The organism is Roseisolibacter agri (assembly GCF_030159095.1).
Classification (GTDB): Bacteria; Gemmatimonadota; Gemmatimonadetes; order Gemmatimonadales; family Gemmatimonadaceae; genus Roseisolibacter; species Roseisolibacter agri.
On record NZ_BRXS01000002.1, the window covers coordinates 42,431 to 58,560 of the forward strand.

General features: G+C 74.6%; 17 protein-coding genes. 4 read left to right on the forward strand and 13 right to left on the reverse strand.

Annotated elements, in window-relative coordinates; genetic code table 11:
• The first annotated feature begins 152 nt into the window (after positions 1–152).
• The 3 genes from rosag_RS04770 (at position 153) to rosag_RS04780 (ending at position 3,634) form a co-directional block, all read left to right on the forward strand.
• Entirely contained in the window at positions 153–1,610 is a 1,458-nt protein-coding gene (locus rosag_RS04770; protein ID WP_284348901.1) for a M16 family metallopeptidase, read from the forward strand.
• Positions 1,611–1,708: 98 nt separating this feature from the next.
• Positions 1,709–2,959: a M16 family metallopeptidase gene (locus rosag_RS04775; RefSeq protein ID WP_284348902.1), complete on the forward strand. Its 1,251-nt coding sequence runs from the start codon at positions 1,709–1,711 to the stop codon at positions 2,957–2,959.
• Positions 2,960–3,193: 234 nt separating this feature from the next.
• Positions 3,194–3,634 carry a flagellar biosynthesis protein FlhF gene (locus rosag_RS04780; RefSeq protein WP_284348903.1) on the forward strand — a complete coding sequence of 147 codons (441 nt, stop codon included), beginning with the start codon at positions 3,194–3,196 and terminating at the stop codon, positions 3,632–3,634.
• A 3-nt stretch (positions 3,635–3,637) separates the two neighbouring features.
• On the opposite strand, the gene hisIE is transcribed toward rosag_RS04780, so the two are convergent.
• Positions 3,638–4,276, reverse strand: a complete 639-nt coding sequence (hisIE, locus tag rosag_RS04785; protein WP_284348904.1) for a bifunctional phosphoribosyl-AMP cyclohydrolase/phosphoribosyl-ATP diphosphatase HisIE — start codon at positions 4,274–4,276, stop codon at positions 3,638–3,640.
• A 73-nt stretch (positions 4,277–4,349) separates the two neighbouring features.
• On the opposite strand from hisIE, the gene rosag_RS04790 reads away from it, so the two are divergent.
• Positions 4,350–4,658 (forward strand): FAM210 family protein, encoded by a 309-nt coding sequence (locus rosag_RS04790; RefSeq protein ID WP_284348905.1) that lies wholly within the window; start codon positions 4,350–4,352, stop codon positions 4,656–4,658.
• 16 nt (positions 4,659–4,674) lie between these two features.
• Here the strand turns inward: rosag_RS04790 and rosag_RS04795 are convergent, their stop codons facing one another.
• The 12 genes from rosag_RS04795 to hisG form a co-directional block, all read right to left on the reverse strand.
• Positions 4,675–5,535: an NADPH-dependent F420 reductase gene (locus rosag_RS04795; RefSeq protein ID WP_284348906.1), complete on the reverse strand. Its 861-nt coding sequence runs from the start codon at positions 5,533–5,535 to the stop codon at positions 4,675–4,677.
• Positions 5,536–5,711: 176 nt separating this feature from the next.
• Entirely contained in the window at positions 5,712–6,881 is a 1,170-nt protein-coding gene (locus rosag_RS04800; RefSeq protein ID WP_284348907.1) for a hypothetical protein, read from the reverse strand.
• Positions 6,878–7,210 carry a PadR family transcriptional regulator gene (locus rosag_RS04805; protein WP_284348908.1) on the reverse strand — a complete coding sequence of 111 codons (333 nt, stop codon included), beginning with the start codon at positions 7,208–7,210 and terminating at the stop codon, positions 6,878–6,880. The genes rosag_RS04800 and rosag_RS04805 overlap by 4 nt, the downstream gene beginning before the upstream one ends.
• Positions 7,211–7,264: 54 nt before the next feature.
• Entirely contained in the window at positions 7,265–8,041 is a 777-nt protein-coding gene (hisN, locus tag rosag_RS04810) for a histidinol-phosphatase (RefSeq protein ID WP_284348909.1), read from the reverse strand.
• A 3-nt stretch (positions 8,042–8,044) separates the two neighbouring features.
• The gene (locus rosag_RS04815; protein WP_284348910.1) at positions 8,045–9,112 is read right to left on the reverse strand and encodes a DNA glycosylase AlkZ-like family protein; all 1,068 of its coding nucleotides are present in this window, start codon (positions 9,110–9,112) and stop codon (positions 8,045–8,047) included.
• Positions 9,113–9,131: 19 nt separating this feature from the next.
• The gene (gene hisF, locus rosag_RS04820) at positions 9,132–9,890 is read right to left on the reverse strand and encodes an imidazole glycerol phosphate synthase subunit HisF (protein WP_284348911.1); all 759 of its coding nucleotides are present in this window, start codon (positions 9,888–9,890) and stop codon (positions 9,132–9,134) included.
• Complete coding sequence (locus rosag_RS04825) at positions 9,890–10,501, reverse strand: imidazoleglycerol-phosphate dehydratase (RefSeq protein ID WP_284348912.1); 612 nt, start codon at positions 10,499–10,501, stop codon at positions 9,890–9,892. The genes hisF and rosag_RS04825 overlap by 1 nt, the downstream gene beginning before the upstream one ends.
• 180 nt (positions 10,502–10,681) lie before the next feature.
• Positions 10,682–11,404: a 1-(5-phosphoribosyl)-5-[(5-phosphoribosylamino)methylideneamino]imidazole-4-carboxamide isomerase gene (hisA, locus tag rosag_RS04830; RefSeq protein ID WP_284348913.1), complete on the reverse strand. Its 723-nt coding sequence runs from the start codon at positions 11,402–11,404 to the stop codon at positions 10,682–10,684.
• Positions 11,401–12,051 (reverse strand): imidazole glycerol phosphate synthase subunit HisH, encoded by a 651-nt coding sequence (gene hisH / locus rosag_RS04835; protein WP_425607479.1) that lies wholly within the window; start codon positions 12,049–12,051, stop codon positions 11,401–11,403. The genes hisA and hisH overlap by 4 nt, the downstream gene beginning before the upstream one ends.
• Before the next feature lie 5 nt (positions 12,052–12,056).
• Positions 12,057–13,199 (reverse strand): pyridoxal phosphate-dependent aminotransferase, encoded by a 1,143-nt coding sequence (locus rosag_RS04840; RefSeq protein WP_284348915.1) that lies wholly within the window; start codon positions 13,197–13,199, stop codon positions 12,057–12,059.
• A complete protein-coding gene (gene hisD / locus rosag_RS04845; RefSeq protein WP_284348916.1) occupies positions 13,192–14,739 on the reverse strand; it encodes a histidinol dehydrogenase in 1,548 nt (515 codons plus the stop codon). The genes rosag_RS04840 and hisD overlap by 8 nt, the downstream gene beginning before the upstream one ends.
• Before the next feature lie 99 nt (positions 14,740–14,838).
• A complete protein-coding gene (gene hisG, locus rosag_RS04850) occupies positions 14,839–15,753 on the reverse strand; it encodes an ATP phosphoribosyltransferase (protein ID WP_284348917.1) in 915 nt (304 codons plus the stop codon).
• Positions 15,754–16,130: the final 377 nt, after the last annotated feature.

The window sequence follows — 16,130 nt, forward strand, 5'->3', positions numbered from 1 at the left end:
GCCAGCGGCGCGGAACGGGCATTGCGCCCGCCCTTCCGGACCGCGTCCCGCTGTCCCGCCCGTCGCCGTCGCGCCACCTTCCCGGGGGCCGGACGCCGTCGTCCGGCCCTCGTGCCGTCAGCCCATCCGCCCCGTCGCTCGTGCCCAGGAACGTGCCCACGAACGTCCATCCGCTCCCATCGCGTCGGCGCTGGCGCCGACGCGCCCTGCTGCTCGCGACGCTGCTCTCGGCCGCCGTCGCCGCGCCCGTGGCGCCGGCCGCCGCGCAGTCGCGCGCGGAGCTCGAGAAGGTCATCCGCCGCCGCGTGCTGCCGAACGGGCTGGAGGTGATCGTCGTCGAGAACCACGGCGTGCCGCTGGCCACCGTCGAGGTGGACGTGAAGAACGGCTCGTACACGCAGCCGCCCGACTACGCGGGGCTCGCGCACATGTACGAGCACATGTTCTTCAAGGCGAGCCAGCAGTTCCCGGCGCCCGACCAGTTCACGCAGCGCGCCACCGAGCTCGGGGCCGTGTTCAACGGCACGACGCAGGAGGAGCGCGTGAACTACTACATGACGCTCCCCGCCGACTCGCTGCCCGCGGCGATGCGCGCGGTCGCCAGCGCGCTGCGCTCCCCGCTCTTCCGCGCCGACGAGCTGGCGCGCGAGAAGGAAGTCGTGCTGGGCGAGTACGACCGCCAGGAGGCGAACCCCGCGTTCGGCTTCCAGAACGAGCTGACGAAGCGGCTCTATCCGGGGCAGTTCTCGCGGAAGAACATCATCGGCGACCGGCAGGTGATCCGCACGGTGACGCCCGAGAAGATGCGCGAGATCCAGAAGCGCTACTACGTGCCGAACAACACCGCGCTCGTCGTCACGGGCGACGTCGTCCCCGACTCGGTGTTCGCGTGGGCGGAGCGCTGGTACGGCGACTGGGCGAAGGGCGCCGATCCGTTCGCCGACGCGCCCATCCCGGCGATCCCCGCGCTCACCGCCGACGAGGGCGTGATCGCCGAGGCGGGCGTGAGCGCGGTGACGGTGCTCGTGCAGTGGCAGGGGCCGAGCGTGCGCAGGGACCGCGCGGCGACGTACACGGCGGACGTGTTCAGCGACGCGCTCAACACGCCGGGCTCGCGCTTCCAGCGGAAGCTCGTGGACAGCGGGCTGTGGCAGGGCGTGGCGGTGAACTACTACACGCTCGACCAGGTGGGCCCGATCACGATCAGCGGCCAGGCCGATCCGGCGAAGCTGCGCGAGGCGCTGGCCGCGCTGCGCGACGAGATCGAGAAGCTGGACGACCCGGGCTACTTCAGCGCCGACGAGCTGGTGGCGGTGAAGGCGCAGCGGGCGATGGAGAGCGCGCTCGGCGCCGAGCGCACGAGCGGGCTGACGCACACGATCGGCTTCTGGTGGGCGGTGGCGGACCTGGACTACTTCATGGGCTACGTGGACGAGATGGCGAAGCAGACGCCGGCGGACCTGCAGGGGTACGCAGCGAAGTACATCGTCGGCAAGCCGCGCATCACGGGCGTGCTGCTGTCGCCCGAGGACCGCGCGGCGCTGAAGCTGACCGAGGCGGAGCTGGCGGGCGTGTGGAAGAAGGCGACGGCGGCGGGGGTGGTGCCGTGAGCGTGCGTCGATTCCTTCTGGCGGCGGCGCTTCTCGCCGCTGCTGCACCTGCCTTCGCGCAGGCGGAGCGAGCGCCGAGCGCCGAGCGCCGGGCGGTCATGCTCGCCCCGTCCGACACCAACACCACGTCGTTCGACGTCAACGGCCTCCAGGTCATCCTGCGCCGCGTCACGTCCAACGAGGTCGTCGCCGCGAACCTCTACCTGCTCGGCGGCACGCGGCAGGTGTCGGCGCAGCAGGCGGGGCTCGAGCCGTTCCTGCTGGAGGCGAGCGAGCGCGGCACGGTCGCGTATCCGCGCGAGCAGCTGCGCGAGAAGATGGCGCGGCTCGGGAGCCTGATCGGTGTCGATCCCGACCACGACTGGACGACGTTCGCGCTGCGCAGCACGACGGCGACCTTCGACTCGACGTGGGCGATCTTCGCCGACCGGCTGCTGCGTCCCGCGCTCGACTCGGGCGAGGTGGAGCTGCTGCGCGGCCAGCTGCTGAACGGCGTGCGCCAGCGGCGCGACAGCCCCGATGCGCAGCTCGAGTACCTGGCCGACTCGCTGGCGTTCGCGGGCCACCCCTACGGCATCGCGCCGAGCGGCACCGAGGCGTCGCTGCGCCGCATCACGATCGCCGACCTGCGGAAGTACCGGCAGGAGCAGATGGTGACGTCGCGCATGCTGCTGGTGGTCGTCGGCGACGTCGACCGCGCGCGCATCGAGCGGCTCGTCGCGACGACGCTCGGCACGCTGCCGAAGGGGAGCTACACGTGGACGCCGCCGGCGCCGCCGACCGCGCAGCCCGCCGGCGTCGCGGTGGAGCGGCGCGAGCTGCCCACGAACTACCTCCTCGGCTACTTCCCGGGGCCGAGCGCGGCGAGCCCGGACTACTATCCGCTGCGCATCGCGACGGCGGTGCTCTCGGGCCGCTTCTTCGCCGAGATCCGCAGCAAGCGCAACCTGTCGTACGCGGTGCACGCGCCGTTCGTGGACCGCGCGGTGGCGACGGGCGGCGTGTACGTGACGACGGTCGATCCGCGCACGACGCTGGCGCTGATGCGCGAGGAGCTGCGCAACCTGCAGGAGGGGTGGATCACGCCGCGCGGGCTGGACCAGCTGCGGCAGCAGTTCATCACGGAGTACTTCCTCGACAACGAGACGAACGCCGACCAGGCGAACTTCCTGGCGCGGGCGCAGCTCTACCGCGGCGACTGGCGCCGCGCGGCGCGCTTCGTCGAGGAGCTGCGCGCGGTGACGCCGGACGACGTGCGGCGCGTGGCGCGGCAGTACCTGCATGACCTGCGGCTGGCGTACATCGGGGATCCGGGGAAGCTGGATGAGAGCCTCGTGAAGGTCTTCTGACGCGCACGAGACGGCGGAGGACGGAACGGCGGAGAACGGTAGGGCGGAGGACGATACGGCGTGAAACGAAAGAGCGGGCGCTGCGAGCTTCGAGCTCCAAGCGTCCGCCTTTTCGTATCGCGCCCTTCCGTTCTCCGCTTCATCGTTTTCCGCTCCATCGTCCTCCGCAGAATCGTTCGCGTTCGCACGGCGTGTGCATTTACCAGCGCTCCCCCACCCGCCCAGGAGCCGCCGATGCGATCTCGCACCACCGCCCGACGCACGCCCCCGCCAGAGCAAGGCCGCACGCCCGAGGTCGCCGAGCCGCGGAAGCGGGCGACCACCCGCGCGACGCCGCCGGCGTCCCGTCGCTCACGGCGCGCGCCCGAGCCGGCCGAGGTGGACGGGTCGGCGCTCGAGGCCGCCGTGCCGCTCCCGACCGATCCCGGGGAGCTCTACCGGCGCGAGAAGTCGCGGCGCGTCAGCCGCGTCGACCCCGCCGTGATGGCCGAGGCGCGCCGGCTGCTCGAGGAGGCGATGACGCCGATCGGCGGGCGGAAGCGCGGCGGCACGGTGACCGTCGGTCAGGCGGCGCGGCGGCGGAAGCCGGCGCTCAAGCCCGACGAGTTCGACCTGCCGGAGTACCGCCCGGGCGCGACCGCCGCGCGCGGCGGCACCGAGGCGGACGAGGAATAGTCGTCAGGCGGTGGCCCGGGGCGCGTCAGCGCGCGCCCGGGCCGCCAGCACGGCGCGCACGTCGTCGAGCGTGACGCCGATGGCGCGCAGCGCCACCAGGGTGTGGTACACGACGTCGGCGCCCTCTTCCGCCGCCCGCTCGCGGTCGGCGTCGGCGCACGCGGTCACGAGCTCCGCCGCCTCCTCGCCGATCTTCTTCAGGCGCAGGTTGCGGTCGGCGAGCAGGCGCTGGGTGTAGCTGGGGCGGGCGTCGGGCGACGCGGGGGGCGTCGCGACGGCGCGCGCCGCGAGCGTCGCGTCCAGCGCCCCCAGCGCGTCCGCGCCCAGCGCGACGTCCCCGAAGCACGAGGTCGCCCCCGTGTGGCAGGCCGGCCCCGCGGGCGTCACGCGCGCCAGCACCGCGTCGGCGTCGCAGTCGGCGGCCAGCGACACCACGCGCTGCACGTTCCCGCTCGTCGCGCCCTTGTGCCACAGCCCGCGCGTGCGCGAGCGGTAGTGCATCTCACCCGTCGCCAGCGTGCGCTCCAGCGCCTCGCGATCGGCGTGCGCGACCATCAGCACCGCGCCCGTGCGCGCGTCCTGCGCGACCACGGTCACCAGCCCGGCGCCCTTCATGAAGTCCAGCGTGTCCAGATCGAGCATGCGCGGAATGTAATCCCTTCCGATCGCCGTCCCCCCGCGCCAGCTTGCGCCGCCACCCCGCTCCCCACTCCTCGTGCGCAAGACCGCGCAGCGCCTCCTGACCGAGTACGGCCTCGCCGCCGTCGTCGTCTACTTCGCGATCTTCTTCGCCGTGCTCTTCGGCGCCTGGGCCGCCATCGGCGCCGGGTGGAAGCCGACGGGCGCGCTCGCGAACGTGGGCGCATTCACCGCCGCGTACCTGTTCACCAAGGTCACGCAGCCGGTGCGCATCGCGGCGACGGTCGTGCTCGCGCCGCTGGCGGCGAAGCTCTGGGAGCGCATCACCGGGCGGCGGCCCGGTGCGATCGCGGCCGCCCCGACCACCGACGAGCCGCGCGCCTAGCGACCCACGCGGTCGATCAGCGCCCCCACGCCTGGCACGGACGGGGAGTCGTGCCCGTCGGGGGAAACACCGCCAGGTCGGCGGAATCGGCCGTGGCGCCGAACTGCCTGCGGACGGGCCAGGTGCACGGGAAGTAGCTGCTGCGCATGAACTTGATCTCGATCCCCTCGGCGCGCCCCTGCTGCAGCGGGACCATGAACAGCAACCCGAACTCGTTGATGGCGCGCGCGAAGCGCAGCGGCCCCGCGTCGAACGGATCCAGGCCGATCCCCGCGATCATGCGCGCCACGGTCTCTTTCGCCGCCCGGTCGTTCGCGGCGATGGGGACGGTCGGGGGGACCCCGTGCACCAGCGGCTGCGCGATCACGTAGGCGCCGGGGATCCCGACCTTCACCACGCGCGCGCGCGGCGCCCACGACTGCACGCGCTCGCTGTTCGACGGGCCGGGCACGAGCTCCAGGTAGCCGTCGGCCGCCTTCCGCAGGGCCGCTGAGGTGACGTCGACGAGGATCTTCCCGTCGAGCGGGCCGAGGCTCTTCGTCACCAGCTCCTCCAGCGCGGCCCCCGGCACGGCGAGCACGATCACGTCCGCGCGCGCCGCCGCGTCCTGCTGGGACGCCGCCGAACCCTTCGGCCCGGTGCGCGCGACCAGCGTGCGCACCGCCTCGCGCCCCGGCTCGCGCGAGCCGTAGATCACCGGGTGCCCCAGCTTCGCGAGCTGCGGACCGAGCGCGCTCCCGACGTTGCCGGTTCCGATGATGGCGACAGTGGGCAGCGCCTGCCTCGCGCCTCGATCCTCCCGCGACGTCTGCCTGCCGCTGCCACCGATGGAGAGGATCGAGCCGACCGCCAGCATCGTCCACGGAAGTAGGCGCATTGCACTGGGCTCCTGACGTCGCGGGATCTCTCGACGTCGCCGTGCGGGTTCGACACGACCGCCGGTGCTTCACCGGGATGGTCGTGCAGGGATGGTGAGCGGACCGTCGCGCGCTGGAAAGTGCCGCTCCGATCCGCGTCCGCCAGGGGCGCGGTGGAGCCGATCGCGGCGGTCGATCAGCGCTCCCGCTCCCACTCCAGCGCGAGCGCGCCCACGACGGCCGGCGCCTTCGCGCCCGGGTGCGCGAGCGTCACCGTCGCCCCCGCCGCGCGCACGAGGCAGCGCGAGTTGTAGACGCGCGGCCCCGGCACGGGCAGGCACATCACGGGACCATCGACGCGCAGCAGCGGCGCCGGCCCGCCGCCCGCCGCCGTCGCGCGCGCGAGGAAGACGAGGTTGAGCAGCCCCATGGGCAACCGCAGCCGCACCGAGTCGCCGGGCGCGAGCCGCACGGACGCGGCGACGAGGCGCTCGTCGGGGCGCAGGTCCGGGCGCAGCCCCTCGAAGCCGGCCACCGGCGCGAACACGCGGATCTCGCCGCCGGCCCAGCGGTTCCCGACCGACAGGCCGAGGTGGGTGCGCCCCGCCCGCAGCGGGCGGATGTGCAGGCCGTCGAGCGTGGCGACGGTGCTGTCGTCGACGCTTAGCCGCGCGCTCAGCAGCGTCACGGGCTCGCCGTCCACGCCGGTGAACTCGGTCGGCAGCTCGCGCGCGGGATCGCCCACCAGGAAGTCGTTCCAGACCGCCGCGCGGGCGTCGCGCACCGGCCGGCAGAGGAGGACCACGTCCGTCGCGAGCGCGCCGAGCGAGGCGCGCACGATCGCGTCGCCCCGCCGCGGGCAGGTGACCACGCCGCGTGCGGACAGCTCGACCGGCGCGCCCGCGATGCGCGCGTAGCGCACGCCCGTATCGGGCAGCACGCGCCCGTCCGCGTCGAGCACGCGCGTCGCGAGCGACACGGCCTTCACGTGGTTCACGACGACCGTGTCGCGGACGCCGGTGACGAGACGCACGGGCGGTCCCGCGCCGGCCGACCACCAGAGGAGCGCGACACACGTCGCGACGCCCGCGCCCGCGATCCCCGCCGCGAGCCGCATGCGTCCGCGGTGATCCAGGCGACGGAGCGCGCTCCACGCCAGGTGCGGCGCCGATCGGAGCGCCTCGCGCACGTACCACCACCGCGCGGCACCCGCGCCGTCGCGCGCGGCCCGCTCCGCGTACTCCTCCGCCAGGTCGCCGACGACGGACTCCGCGAGCACGGGATCGACGCCGATGCGCTCCAGCAGCGTCTCGATCGACGACCGGGCCGCACGCGGCGCGCGATGGGTGGCGCGCATCGTCTTCATGCCGGCTCCGGGCCGAGCAGGCCGACGCCGGCCCACATCGAGACGGCCTGCCGCTGCGCCGCGCGCAGCGCCCGCGTTCCGGCGCCCGTGAGCGTGAAGTGGCGGCGCGAGCGCCCGCCGCGCACCGGCAGCGGCGCGCTCGCGTGCGAGGTGAGCAGGCCCTTGTCCTCCAGCCGCTGCAGCGTCGTGTAGATGGCGCCGACGGAGTGGTCGCGCCCGAGGCGCGCGGCGAGGTCGCGCCGGATCGCGAGGCCGTACGCCTCCTCTCCCAGCCGCGCGACGGCGAGCAGCGCGGCGAGCTCCAGCGATCCGATGGTGGGCGTCGACATGTTGCGATCTTGTAGAACAAATCCCCGGGCCGCAAGAGCGGCCGTGCCCCTCCGTCAGCCGCGGCCGAGCACCCGCCGCGCCTCCGCCGCCAGCGCGCCGTTCGTCGCGATCGCGTCGCCGCCGAACGCCGTGCGCCGCCCGTCCCAGGTCGTGAACGCGCCCCCCGCCTCCTCGATGATCGGCAGCAGCGGCGCGGTGTCCCAGTCGCCCACGATCGCGTCCACCATCACCTCCGCGCGCCCCGTCGCGACCAGCAGGTAGCCGTAGCAGTCCGCCCAGCTGCGCGAGAGCAGCGCCGCGTCCTCCAGCGCGCGCCACGCGTCGCGGCGCTCGGGGCGATGTCCGAACTTCGGATCGGTGGTGAGCACCATCGCGCGATCGAGCGACGCGACGTCCGACACGCGCGCCCGCGCGCCGTTCCACCAGCACCCCTCGCCCGGCGCGGCGGCGACCATCTCGCGCACCGCGGGGAAGTACGCCGCGCCCGCGAGCACGGTGTCGCCCTCCACGCACGCCACGAGCGTCCCCCACAGCGGCACGCCGCGCACGAACGTCTTCGTGCCGTCGATCGGATCGAGCACCCACCGCCGCGGCGCGTCGCCGCGCGTCAGCCCGAACTCCTCGCCCAGGATCCCGTCGCCCGGAAACCGCGTCTCGATCCACGCGCGCGCCACCTGCTCGGCCCCGCGGTCGGCGACGGTCACCGGCGAGCCGTCGCCCTTCGTCTCCACGTCGACGCCCGCGCCGAAGAAGCGCATCGCGTGGTCGCCGGCGACGCGCGCGACGTCGGCGGCGGCGTACATGAGCAGGGCGGGCGAGGCGTCGGTCATGCGTCAGACGATGGAAGTGGAATCGGTGCGCACGCCGAGGAAGCGCGCCATGCGTGCCATCTCGGCGTCGAGCGCGCGTGTGAAGGCCTGATCGCGCGGCCGGCCCGCGACGAAGCCCAGGTCGACGTCGACCACGTCGTCGCGCACCGCGACGTTCGCCCAGCCGACCAGGCGGTCCGCCCACAGCACGGGCAGCGCATAGTAGCCGTACTGCCGCTTCGCCGCGGGCGTGTACGCCTCGAAGCGGTACGCCCAGCCCCACAGCCGCTCGACGCGCGCGCGGTCCCACACGAGCGGATCGAAGGGCGCCAGGAAGCGCACCACGCGCGACGCGTCCACCGGGCCATCGGGCGCGGCGTCGGCGGGCCAGATCCACGCCACGCCGTCCACCGTGCCGCGCTCCAGCGCGCCGGCGCGCAGCAGCTCCTTCACGGCGCCACCGCGCTCCGCGACGTCGGTCACGCCCCAGCGCGCGAGGCGCAGCGCGCCGCGCAGGCTCGTCTCCGGCAGCGGTCCGAGGACGTTCGCGATGAGCAGCACGAGCGCGCGCCACCGCTCCTCCGCGGGACGCGCATCGGCGACGTCGGGCGCCGCCTCGTACACGCGCACGCCGCCCTCGCGCCGCGCGACGCGCAGCCAGCCGTGGTACTGCAGGTGCTCCAGCGCGCGCGTCGTCGCGCGCGAGTGCCCGCCCCAGTAGTTGACCTCGCGCGTGTCGCCGAACGCGTCCACGAGATGCTTCGGATGCGTCGGGCCGTTCGCGCGCACGTGCGCCAGCACCTCGCGCGCGAGGCCCTCGGGCTCCGCGGGGCGCACGCGCGGGTGCAGCAGCGCGCGCGTCGCCGGCGGCACGAAGCCGTACGCGTAGACGAAGTCCTCGTCGAGGCCGAGCGACGGATAGCGCTGCTCGAGCTGGCCCGCGCGGTAGCCGCTCACGCGATGCCGCAGGATCAGGTCCTGGGCGCGCGCCGGCGCGCGGATCGGATCGGCCTGCACGAAGCCCAGGCGCGCCACCGTGCTGGCGAGGTCGCCGCGCGCAGTGAACGTCCGCCGCACGAGATGCGCGCGCATGCGAGCGGCCGCCGTCATCTCAGCGGACCGGCAGCCCCGCGTCGGCCATCGTGCGCTTCAGCGCGCCCACCGTCGTCACGCCGTCGTGCAGGATCCCCGCGACCAGCGCCGCGTCCGCGTGCCCGTCGGCGATCGCCTGGCGCACGTGCTCCGCGTTCCCCGCGCCGCCGCTCGCGATCACGGGCACGTCCACCGCGTCGGCCACCGCGCGCGTCAGCGGCAGGTCGTAGCCCGTGCGCGCGCCGTCGCGGTCGATGCTGGTGAGCAGGATCTCGCCCGCCCCGCGCGCCACGCACTCGCGCGCCCACGCCACGGCCTCCAGCTCCGTCGGCTGCCGCCCGCCCTTCACGTGGACGCGGAACATCCCCGCCGCGTCGTCCCACTTGGCGTCGATGCTCGCCACCACGCACTGCGCGCCGAAGCGCCACGCGCTCTCGGTCAGCACCGCGGGGCGGTCGACGGCGGCGGAGTTGATGCTCACCTTGTCGGCGCCCGCGCGCAGCGCGCGCCCGACGTCGTCGGCCGTGCGCACGCCGCCGCCGATGGTCAGCGGCACGAACAGGCGCTCGGCCGTGCGCCGCGCGACGTCGAGCAGCGTCGCCCGCTCCTCGTTGGAGGCCGAGATGTCGAGGAAGGTGATCTCGTCCGCGCCTTCGGCCTCGTAGCGCGCGGCCAGCTCCACCGGGTCGCCGACGTCGCGCAGGTTCACGAACTGCGTCCCCTTCACCACGCGCCCGCCCTTCACGTCCAGGCAGACGATGAGCCGCCGCGTGAGCATCAGCCCTCCGTCGGGGTCACGGCGCCCGGTCCGGTGATCGGCGGCGCGTCCAGCGTGCCGTCCTGGCGCACGACGGTCGCGACGGAGCCCTTGGTCGAGAACACCGCGCCGCCCTCGGTCAGCGCGTCGCGCAGCGCGAGGCCGAGCGCCTTGAACGCCGCCTCGACGACGTGGTGGCGGTCGGTGCCGCGCAGCACGCGCACGTGCAGCGTCGCGCGCGCGTTGGCGGCGAAGCTCTGGAACCAGTGGTCGTACAGGCGCGCCGGCAGCTTCCCCGCGTACCACGGCCGCCCGCCGATGTCGAGCGACACGTGCACGAGCGCGTCGTCCATCGGGATGGTGCGGTCGCCGTAGCGCGCGGCGGTCGGCGGCGCGAACGCGCGCAGCGCCTCGCCGAACGCGATCCCCACGTCCTCGATCAGGTGGTGCGCCATGTCGCCGCGCGCCTGCACGTCGAGGTCGAGCCCCGCGTAGCGCGCCAGCGTGATCAGCATGTGATCGAGGAACGTCGACGACGTGTCGACGCGCACCTGCGGCGCTTCCGGCCTCGCGGCGCGGGCGATGCGGATGGTGATCTGCGTTTCCTTGGTCTCGCGCGTTACCGTCGTCATGGGGGAGGAGCTTGGTGTGCGGGCCTGGGATGTCGTCGTGCTGCGTGCTGCGTGCTGCGTGAGGGGCGTCCCGAGCGTAGCGAGGGACCTCGTATGCGTCACGCGTGGGACGCCTCTCGCCATGGAAAGCGGATCCCTCGCTACGCTCGGGATGACACCTCAACGGCACGCAGCGTCCCTTCAGTCCTCGTCATGGAACTCCTCGATGACCGCCCGCGGATCGAGCGCCCCGGTATAGAGGGCCATCCCCACGATCGCCCCCGCCACGCCGCGGTCCTGCAGCGCGCGCAGGTCGTTCGCGCTCGACACGCCGCCCGACGCGAACACGGGCACGTGCGACGCGTCCACCACGTCCTCCATCAGCGGCAGGTCGGTGCCCTGCATCTGCCCCTCCTTGTGCACCGCCGTCACCATCACCGCCGCCAGCGGCAGGTCCGCCAGCTCCTCGACGACGTCGGTCACGATGCGCGGCAGCGTCTGCGTCCAGCCGCGCGTCGTGATGCGGCGCTCGCGCACGTCCGCCGCGAGGATGATCTCGTGCGGGTAGCGCTCGGCCATCTCGCGCAGCCAGTCGGGGTCCTCGAGGCCGCGCGTGCCGACCACCACCGCGCTCGCGCCCGCGTCCAGCAGCCGCTCGATGTCGCTCTCGTCGCGCACGCCGCCGCCCACCTGCACGACGTCGAAGCCGCCGTGCCGAACGATCTCCGCGACCGTCGCCGCGTTCGAGCCGCGGCCGGTCGCCGCGTCCAGGTCCACGACGTGGAGACGCCGGAAGCCGAGCCGCGCCCACTCGCGCGCGACCGCCAGCGGATCTTCCAGGCGCACGCGCTCGTCGGCGTACTCGCCGCCCACCAGCTGCACGCACGCGCCGTCGCGCAGGTCCACCGCGGGGATGACGATCATCGGTCGGGTCCGGACGATGTGGAAGCAGGCGTGTTCAGCGAGCGCACGAACGCGTCGATCATCGCGACGCCCGGCGCGCTGCTCTTCTCGGGATGGAACTGCACGCCGACCGCGCGCGCGGCGCGCACGGCGGCGGGAAAGCGGTCGCCCTCGTGCTCGCTCCACGCGACCACCGACGCGTCGGCGTCCTCGGGGCGGCAGACGAAGCTGTTCGCGTAGTACGCGATCGTCAGCCCCGACACGGCGAGCAGCGGATCGGGCGCGCCGCCCGTGGGCTCGACGGTGTTCCAGCCGATCTGCGGCACGCGCTGCGCCTGGATGCGCGTCACGCGCCCCGGGATGAGGCCGAGCCCCTCGCCGGGTCCCTCGTCGCTGCCGTCGAACATCAGCTGCATGCCCAGGCAGATGCCGAGCGTGGGCAGGCCGGCGGCGATCGCGTCGCGCATCGCCTCGCGGCCAGGTGCGAGCCGCTCCGCGGCCGCCGCGAACGCGCCGACGCCCGGCAGCACCAGCGCGTCGGTGTCGCGCACCGCCGCCGCCGCGTCGGCCTCGATGCGCACCGCGGCGCCCGCGTGCTCCAGCGCCTTCGCCAGCGAGTGCAGGTTGCCGGCGCCGTAGTCGAACAGCGTGACACGCGGTGGATACACGGTCGTCATCGCATCCCCTCCAGCACGGCCGCCAGCGCGTCGAGGAACGCGCGCTGCACGGGCTCGGGCCCGGCGTTGATGCGCAGCCCCTCGCCGCCGCTCGCCGCCAGCGCGGGCACCGCGCTGGGAAGCGCGGTCGGCAGCCCGGTGAACACGCGCACGCCGACGTCGAAGCGCGCGCGCAGCTGCTCGGCCACCGCGCGCGCGCGCGGCACCGGCACGAACGCGAAGTGCGCCGCCGACGGCGCCGGCGCGAGGCCGAGCGCGCGCAGGCCGTCCTCCAGGCGCACGCGCTGCGCGACGGCGAGGCGCGCGTGCGTCTCCACCCAGCGCCGCGCGTCGTCCACGTCGTCGAGCGCCGCGAGCACGCCCTTCTCCGCGGGATACGTGACCTTGAACGGCCCGCGCGCCTTCTCGACCTCGCGGATGATCGTCGGATGCCCCACGCCGTAGCCCACGCGCAGCCCCGCGAGGCCGAACGCCTTGCTCAGCGTGCGCAGCGCCAGCACGCGCCCCATCCCGGGCGCCTCGGGCGTGAACACCTCGGCCCGCGCGTCGGGGTCGGCGAGCACGTACTCCGCGTACGCTTCGTCGATGATGACGAGCCCGCGCGCGCCCGCGACCACGCGCCGCAGCGTCTCGCGCGCCACCGGCGTGGCGGTCGGGTTGTTGGGCGAGCACAGGTAGATGATGGCCGCGTCGAGCGCGAGCAGCGCGTCGGCGTCCACCGCGTAGTCGTCGCCGGCGAGCGGCACGCCGACCGGCTCCATGCCATTGGCGCGCGCGTACACCGGCACCATCGAGAACGTCGGCGCCGCGTGCGCGACGATGCCGCCCGGCTCCGCGAACGCGCGCAGCGCGCAGTCGATGACGTCATCGGAGCCGCAGCCCGTCACGATCTCGTCGGGCGCGACGCCCGCGTACGCGGCGAGCGGCGCCTTCAGCTCCGCGTTGTAGAGCGCGGGATAGTGCGCGATCGTCTCGACGGTCGACGCGCGCACCGCCGCGACGGCCGCCGGCGGCGCGCCCCAGAGGTTGATTGTGTCGGAGACGTCGGTCGCGCAGGGCGCGGTGCCCGGCGCGTAGAGCGGGATGCGCTCGTAGCCGGCGCGCGTCGGTGGAGCGGCGATCGTGCTGGCGTCACTCATCGCCCGCCTCCTCGCGCTCGTCGGCACTCGCCTCGCGGATGTCCTTCACGCGCTTCCGGAACGCCCGCTCCCGCAGCCGCGTCCGCCCCCCATCGCGGTCCTTCATCCACGCGCGCGCCGCCGCCGCGTGGCCCGGCAGCCCCTCCGCGTCGGCGAAGCGGCCCACGTCCCACGCCAGCTTGTTCGCCGCCTGCGGCGTCACGCGCTGGTACGTCGTCCAGCGCACGAAGTCGAGCGTCGACAGCCCCGAGTAGCTGCGCGCCAGCCCGCCCGTCGGCAGCACGTGGTTCGCACCCGTCATGTAGTCGCCGTACGCGACGCTGCTCGTCTCGCCCACGAACACCGTGCCCGTGTTGCGCACGCGCGCCAGCACCAGCTTCTGCTCCGGCTCCCCGATCGCCAGCAGCAGGTGCTCCGCCGCGTAGTCGGTCGCGAACGCCGCCGCCTCGTCGTACGTCTGCGCGACCAGCACGCCGCCCTGCGCGCCGAGCGCCGCCTCCACGATGTCACGCCGCGCGGCGTCGGGCACCAGGTCGGCGAGCGCGGCGACCACCTGCTCCGCCGTCTCGTCGCCCACCGCCACGCACACCACGGCCGCCAGCGGATCGTGCTCGGCCTGGGCGATCATCTCGCGCGCGACGGTCACCGGGTCGGCCGTGTGGTCCGCGATCGCGAGCAGCTCGCTGGGCCCCGCGGGGCTGTCGATCGCGCAGACGCTCGACACCTGCGCCTTCGCCTCCGCGACGTACGCGTTGCCGGGGCCGACGATGCGGTCCACGCGCGGCACGCTCTCGGTGCCGTAGGCCAGCGCCGCGATCGCGCCCGCGCCGCCGATCGCGAACACGCGGTCGACGCCGGCCAGCGCGGCGGCGGCCAGCACGACGGCGGACGGCAGGCCATCGGGCCCTGGCGGCGAGCAGAGGACGACCTCCTCGACGCCCGCGACCTTCGCCGGCACGACGCCCATGATGACGCTGCTCGGATACGCGGCGCGGCCGCCGGGCGCGTACACGCCCACGCGCCGCAGCGGATCGGGGCGGCGCCCGACGACGATGCCCGGCTCCGGCTCGACCTCGGTCGCCTTGGGCTTGAACGCCGCGTGGACGGTGCGGACGTTGGCGATGGTGCGCTCCATCGCGCGCATCAGCCCCGCGTCCAGCTCCTCCAGCGCGGCGCGCCACTCGGCGCGCGGCACCTCGAGCGCCGTCAGCTCCGCGCCGTCGAACTCGCGCGCCATCGCGCGCAGCGCCGCGTCGCCCTCGCGCCGCACGCGCGCGACGATGTCGGTCGTGCGCGCGCGGATCGCGGGATCGCCGGTACCCGCACGGTCGCACAGCAGCCGGCGCTCGTCGCCCGCGAGCGCGTCGATCCGGCCGACGAAGCGCAGCCGCACCTCGCCGGGCGCGTCGTCGTCCTCGCCGCCCTCTGGCGACAGCGGCACGCCCGCCTCCGCCGCCGCCTGCCGCAGGTCGTACGCGATCCCGGCCGAGACGAACTCGCCCTCGCGCGCCGCCTGCTCCTCCTCACGCTTCCGCGCCATCACCACGCTCCGTGTCCAGTTCCGCCCCACCCGTCCCACGCTTCATCGTCTTCCGCCGTTCCGTCTTCCGCCGTTCCGTCCTCCGCCCCATCGCGCTCTTCAAGGCATGAGGCGCTCGATCCGCGTCACCAGGATCCCCTCGCCCCCCAGCGACTTCAGCTGCGCGATCGTGCGGTAGATCGACGCCGCGGGCACCACCGCGTGCACCGCCACGTACGCGGAGGTCCCCACCGCGCCGCCGTTCAGCAGGTCGATGACCGTCGGGCCGTTGAGCCCCGGGAGTACCTGCTTGACCCGTTCCAGCGCCTCGCGCGGGACGTTGGCCATCACGTAGCGCTTGCCCCGCGCGCGCAGCACCGACTCCAGCGCCATGACCAGCTCGTCGAGCGCGCGCTGCTTGTCGGTGGGCGTCTCGCCCGCGGCGGCCAGCGCGCCGGGCGCGGCGATGAGGCGCGCGCTCGACTCCAGCACCGTGGCGACCTCGCGCAGGCCGTTCATCTTGAGCGTCGAGCCGGTCGACGTGAGGTCCACGATGACGTCCGCGATGCCGAGGTGGGGAGCGATCTCGACGGCGCCGGAGATCGGGACCAGCGTCACCGCCTGGCCGCGCTCCTCGAAGAACTGCCGCGTGACGCCCGGGAAGACCGTCGCCACGCGCACCGCGCCCGCGCCCGTCGGCCCGAACGCGTCGAGGTCGTCGGCGGTGCGCACGCGCGAGTCCTCGCGCGCCGCCAGCACCACGCGGCAGCGGCCGAAGCCCAGGTCGAGCAGCGCGCTCAGCGCACGCCCCGACTCGCACACCAGGTCCCACCCGGTGACGCCCGCGTCGGCCGCGCCGTCGGCGACGAACTCGGGGATGTCCTGCGCGCGGACGAAGATCGCCTCGAACTCGCCGCCGAGCGACGCGGTGAGCGCGCGGTCGCCCCGCACGCGGACCTCGAGCCCGGCGTCGTTGAACAGCTCGCGGGCTTCCTCGGCGAGGCGGCCCTTGTTGGGGAGTGCGATGCGGAGCATGGCGCGGTGGCGCGTGTGGGACGGCGGGCGCGTGGCGCGGCCCGCGGCAAAACGAAAACGGCCCGTCCGGTGAGGACGGGCCGCAGCGAGTGGCGAGCGGTGGTGTCGGCGGCGGTCGCCGTCTCACCCACACGCGCACGGCACGCCGCGGCCCGGACGGCCGTGACGATGATGCGCATGATGGTGGCGGGGCGCGAGCGACATGGGGCGGAAGCTAGGCGGGCACGTGGCCCGTGGGAAGGGCGCGCGTGGCGCGGCGGGAGTCGATGGCCCGCGAACCCGCATGGCGTACGGCTTCCCGGAGGGTGCGGGTGTGCAGGCCGCGTGGCGCCTGGCCTTGCGCGCGGCCGGCACCGCGGCGAGACTGCCGCCCGCCG

Excerpts from the sequence above, each read along its gene's own strand:
- rosag_RS04775 (WP_284348902.1), top strand. The coding sequence starts at position 1,709 with ATGCTCGCCCCGTCCGACACCAACACCACGTCGTTCGACGTCAACGGC.
- rosag_RS04780 (WP_284348903.1), top strand. The coding sequence starts at position 3,194 with ATGCGATCTCGCACCACCGCCCGACGCACGCCCCCGCCAGAGCAAGGC.
- hisIE (WP_284348904.1), bottom strand. The coding sequence starts at position 4,276 with ATGCTCGATCTGGACACGCTGGACTTCATGAAGGGCGCCGGGCTGGTG.
- rosag_RS04795 (WP_284348906.1), bottom strand. The coding sequence starts at position 5,535 with ATGCGCCTACTTCCGTGGACGATGCTGGCGGTCGGCTCGATCCTCTCC.
- rosag_RS04800 (WP_284348907.1), bottom strand. The coding sequence starts at position 6,881 with ATGAAGACGATGCGCGCCACCCATCGCGCGCCGCGTGCGGCCCGGTCG.
- rosag_RS04805 (WP_284348908.1), bottom strand. The coding sequence starts at position 7,210 with ATGTCGACGCCCACCATCGGATCGCTGGAGCTCGCCGCGCTGCTCGCC.
- hisN (WP_284348909.1), bottom strand. The coding sequence starts at position 8,041 with ATGACCGACGCCTCGCCCGCCCTGCTCATGTACGCCGCCGCCGACGTC.
- rosag_RS04815 (WP_284348910.1), bottom strand. The coding sequence starts at position 9,112 with ATGCGCGCGCATCTCGTGCGGCGGACGTTCACTGCGCGCGGCGACCTC.
- hisF (WP_284348911.1), bottom strand. The coding sequence starts at position 9,890 with ATGCTCACGCGGCGGCTCATCGTCTGCCTGGACGTGAAGGGCGGGCGC.
- rosag_RS04825 (WP_284348912.1), bottom strand. The coding sequence starts at position 10,501 with ATGACGACGGTAACGCGCGAGACCAAGGAAACGCAGATCACCATCCGC.
- hisA (WP_284348913.1), bottom strand. The coding sequence starts at position 11,404 with ATGATCGTCATCCCCGCGGTGGACCTGCGCGACGGCGCGTGCGTGCAG.
- rosag_RS04840 (WP_284348915.1), bottom strand. The coding sequence starts at position 13,199 with ATGAGTGACGCCAGCACGATCGCCGCTCCACCGACGCGCGCCGGCTAC.
- hisD (WP_284348916.1), bottom strand. The coding sequence starts at position 14,739 with ATGGCGCGGAAGCGTGAGGAGGAGCAGGCGGCGCGCGAGGGCGAGTTC.
- hisG (WP_284348917.1), bottom strand. The coding sequence starts at position 15,753 with ATGCTCCGCATCGCACTCCCCAACAAGGGCCGCCTCGCCGAGGAAGCC.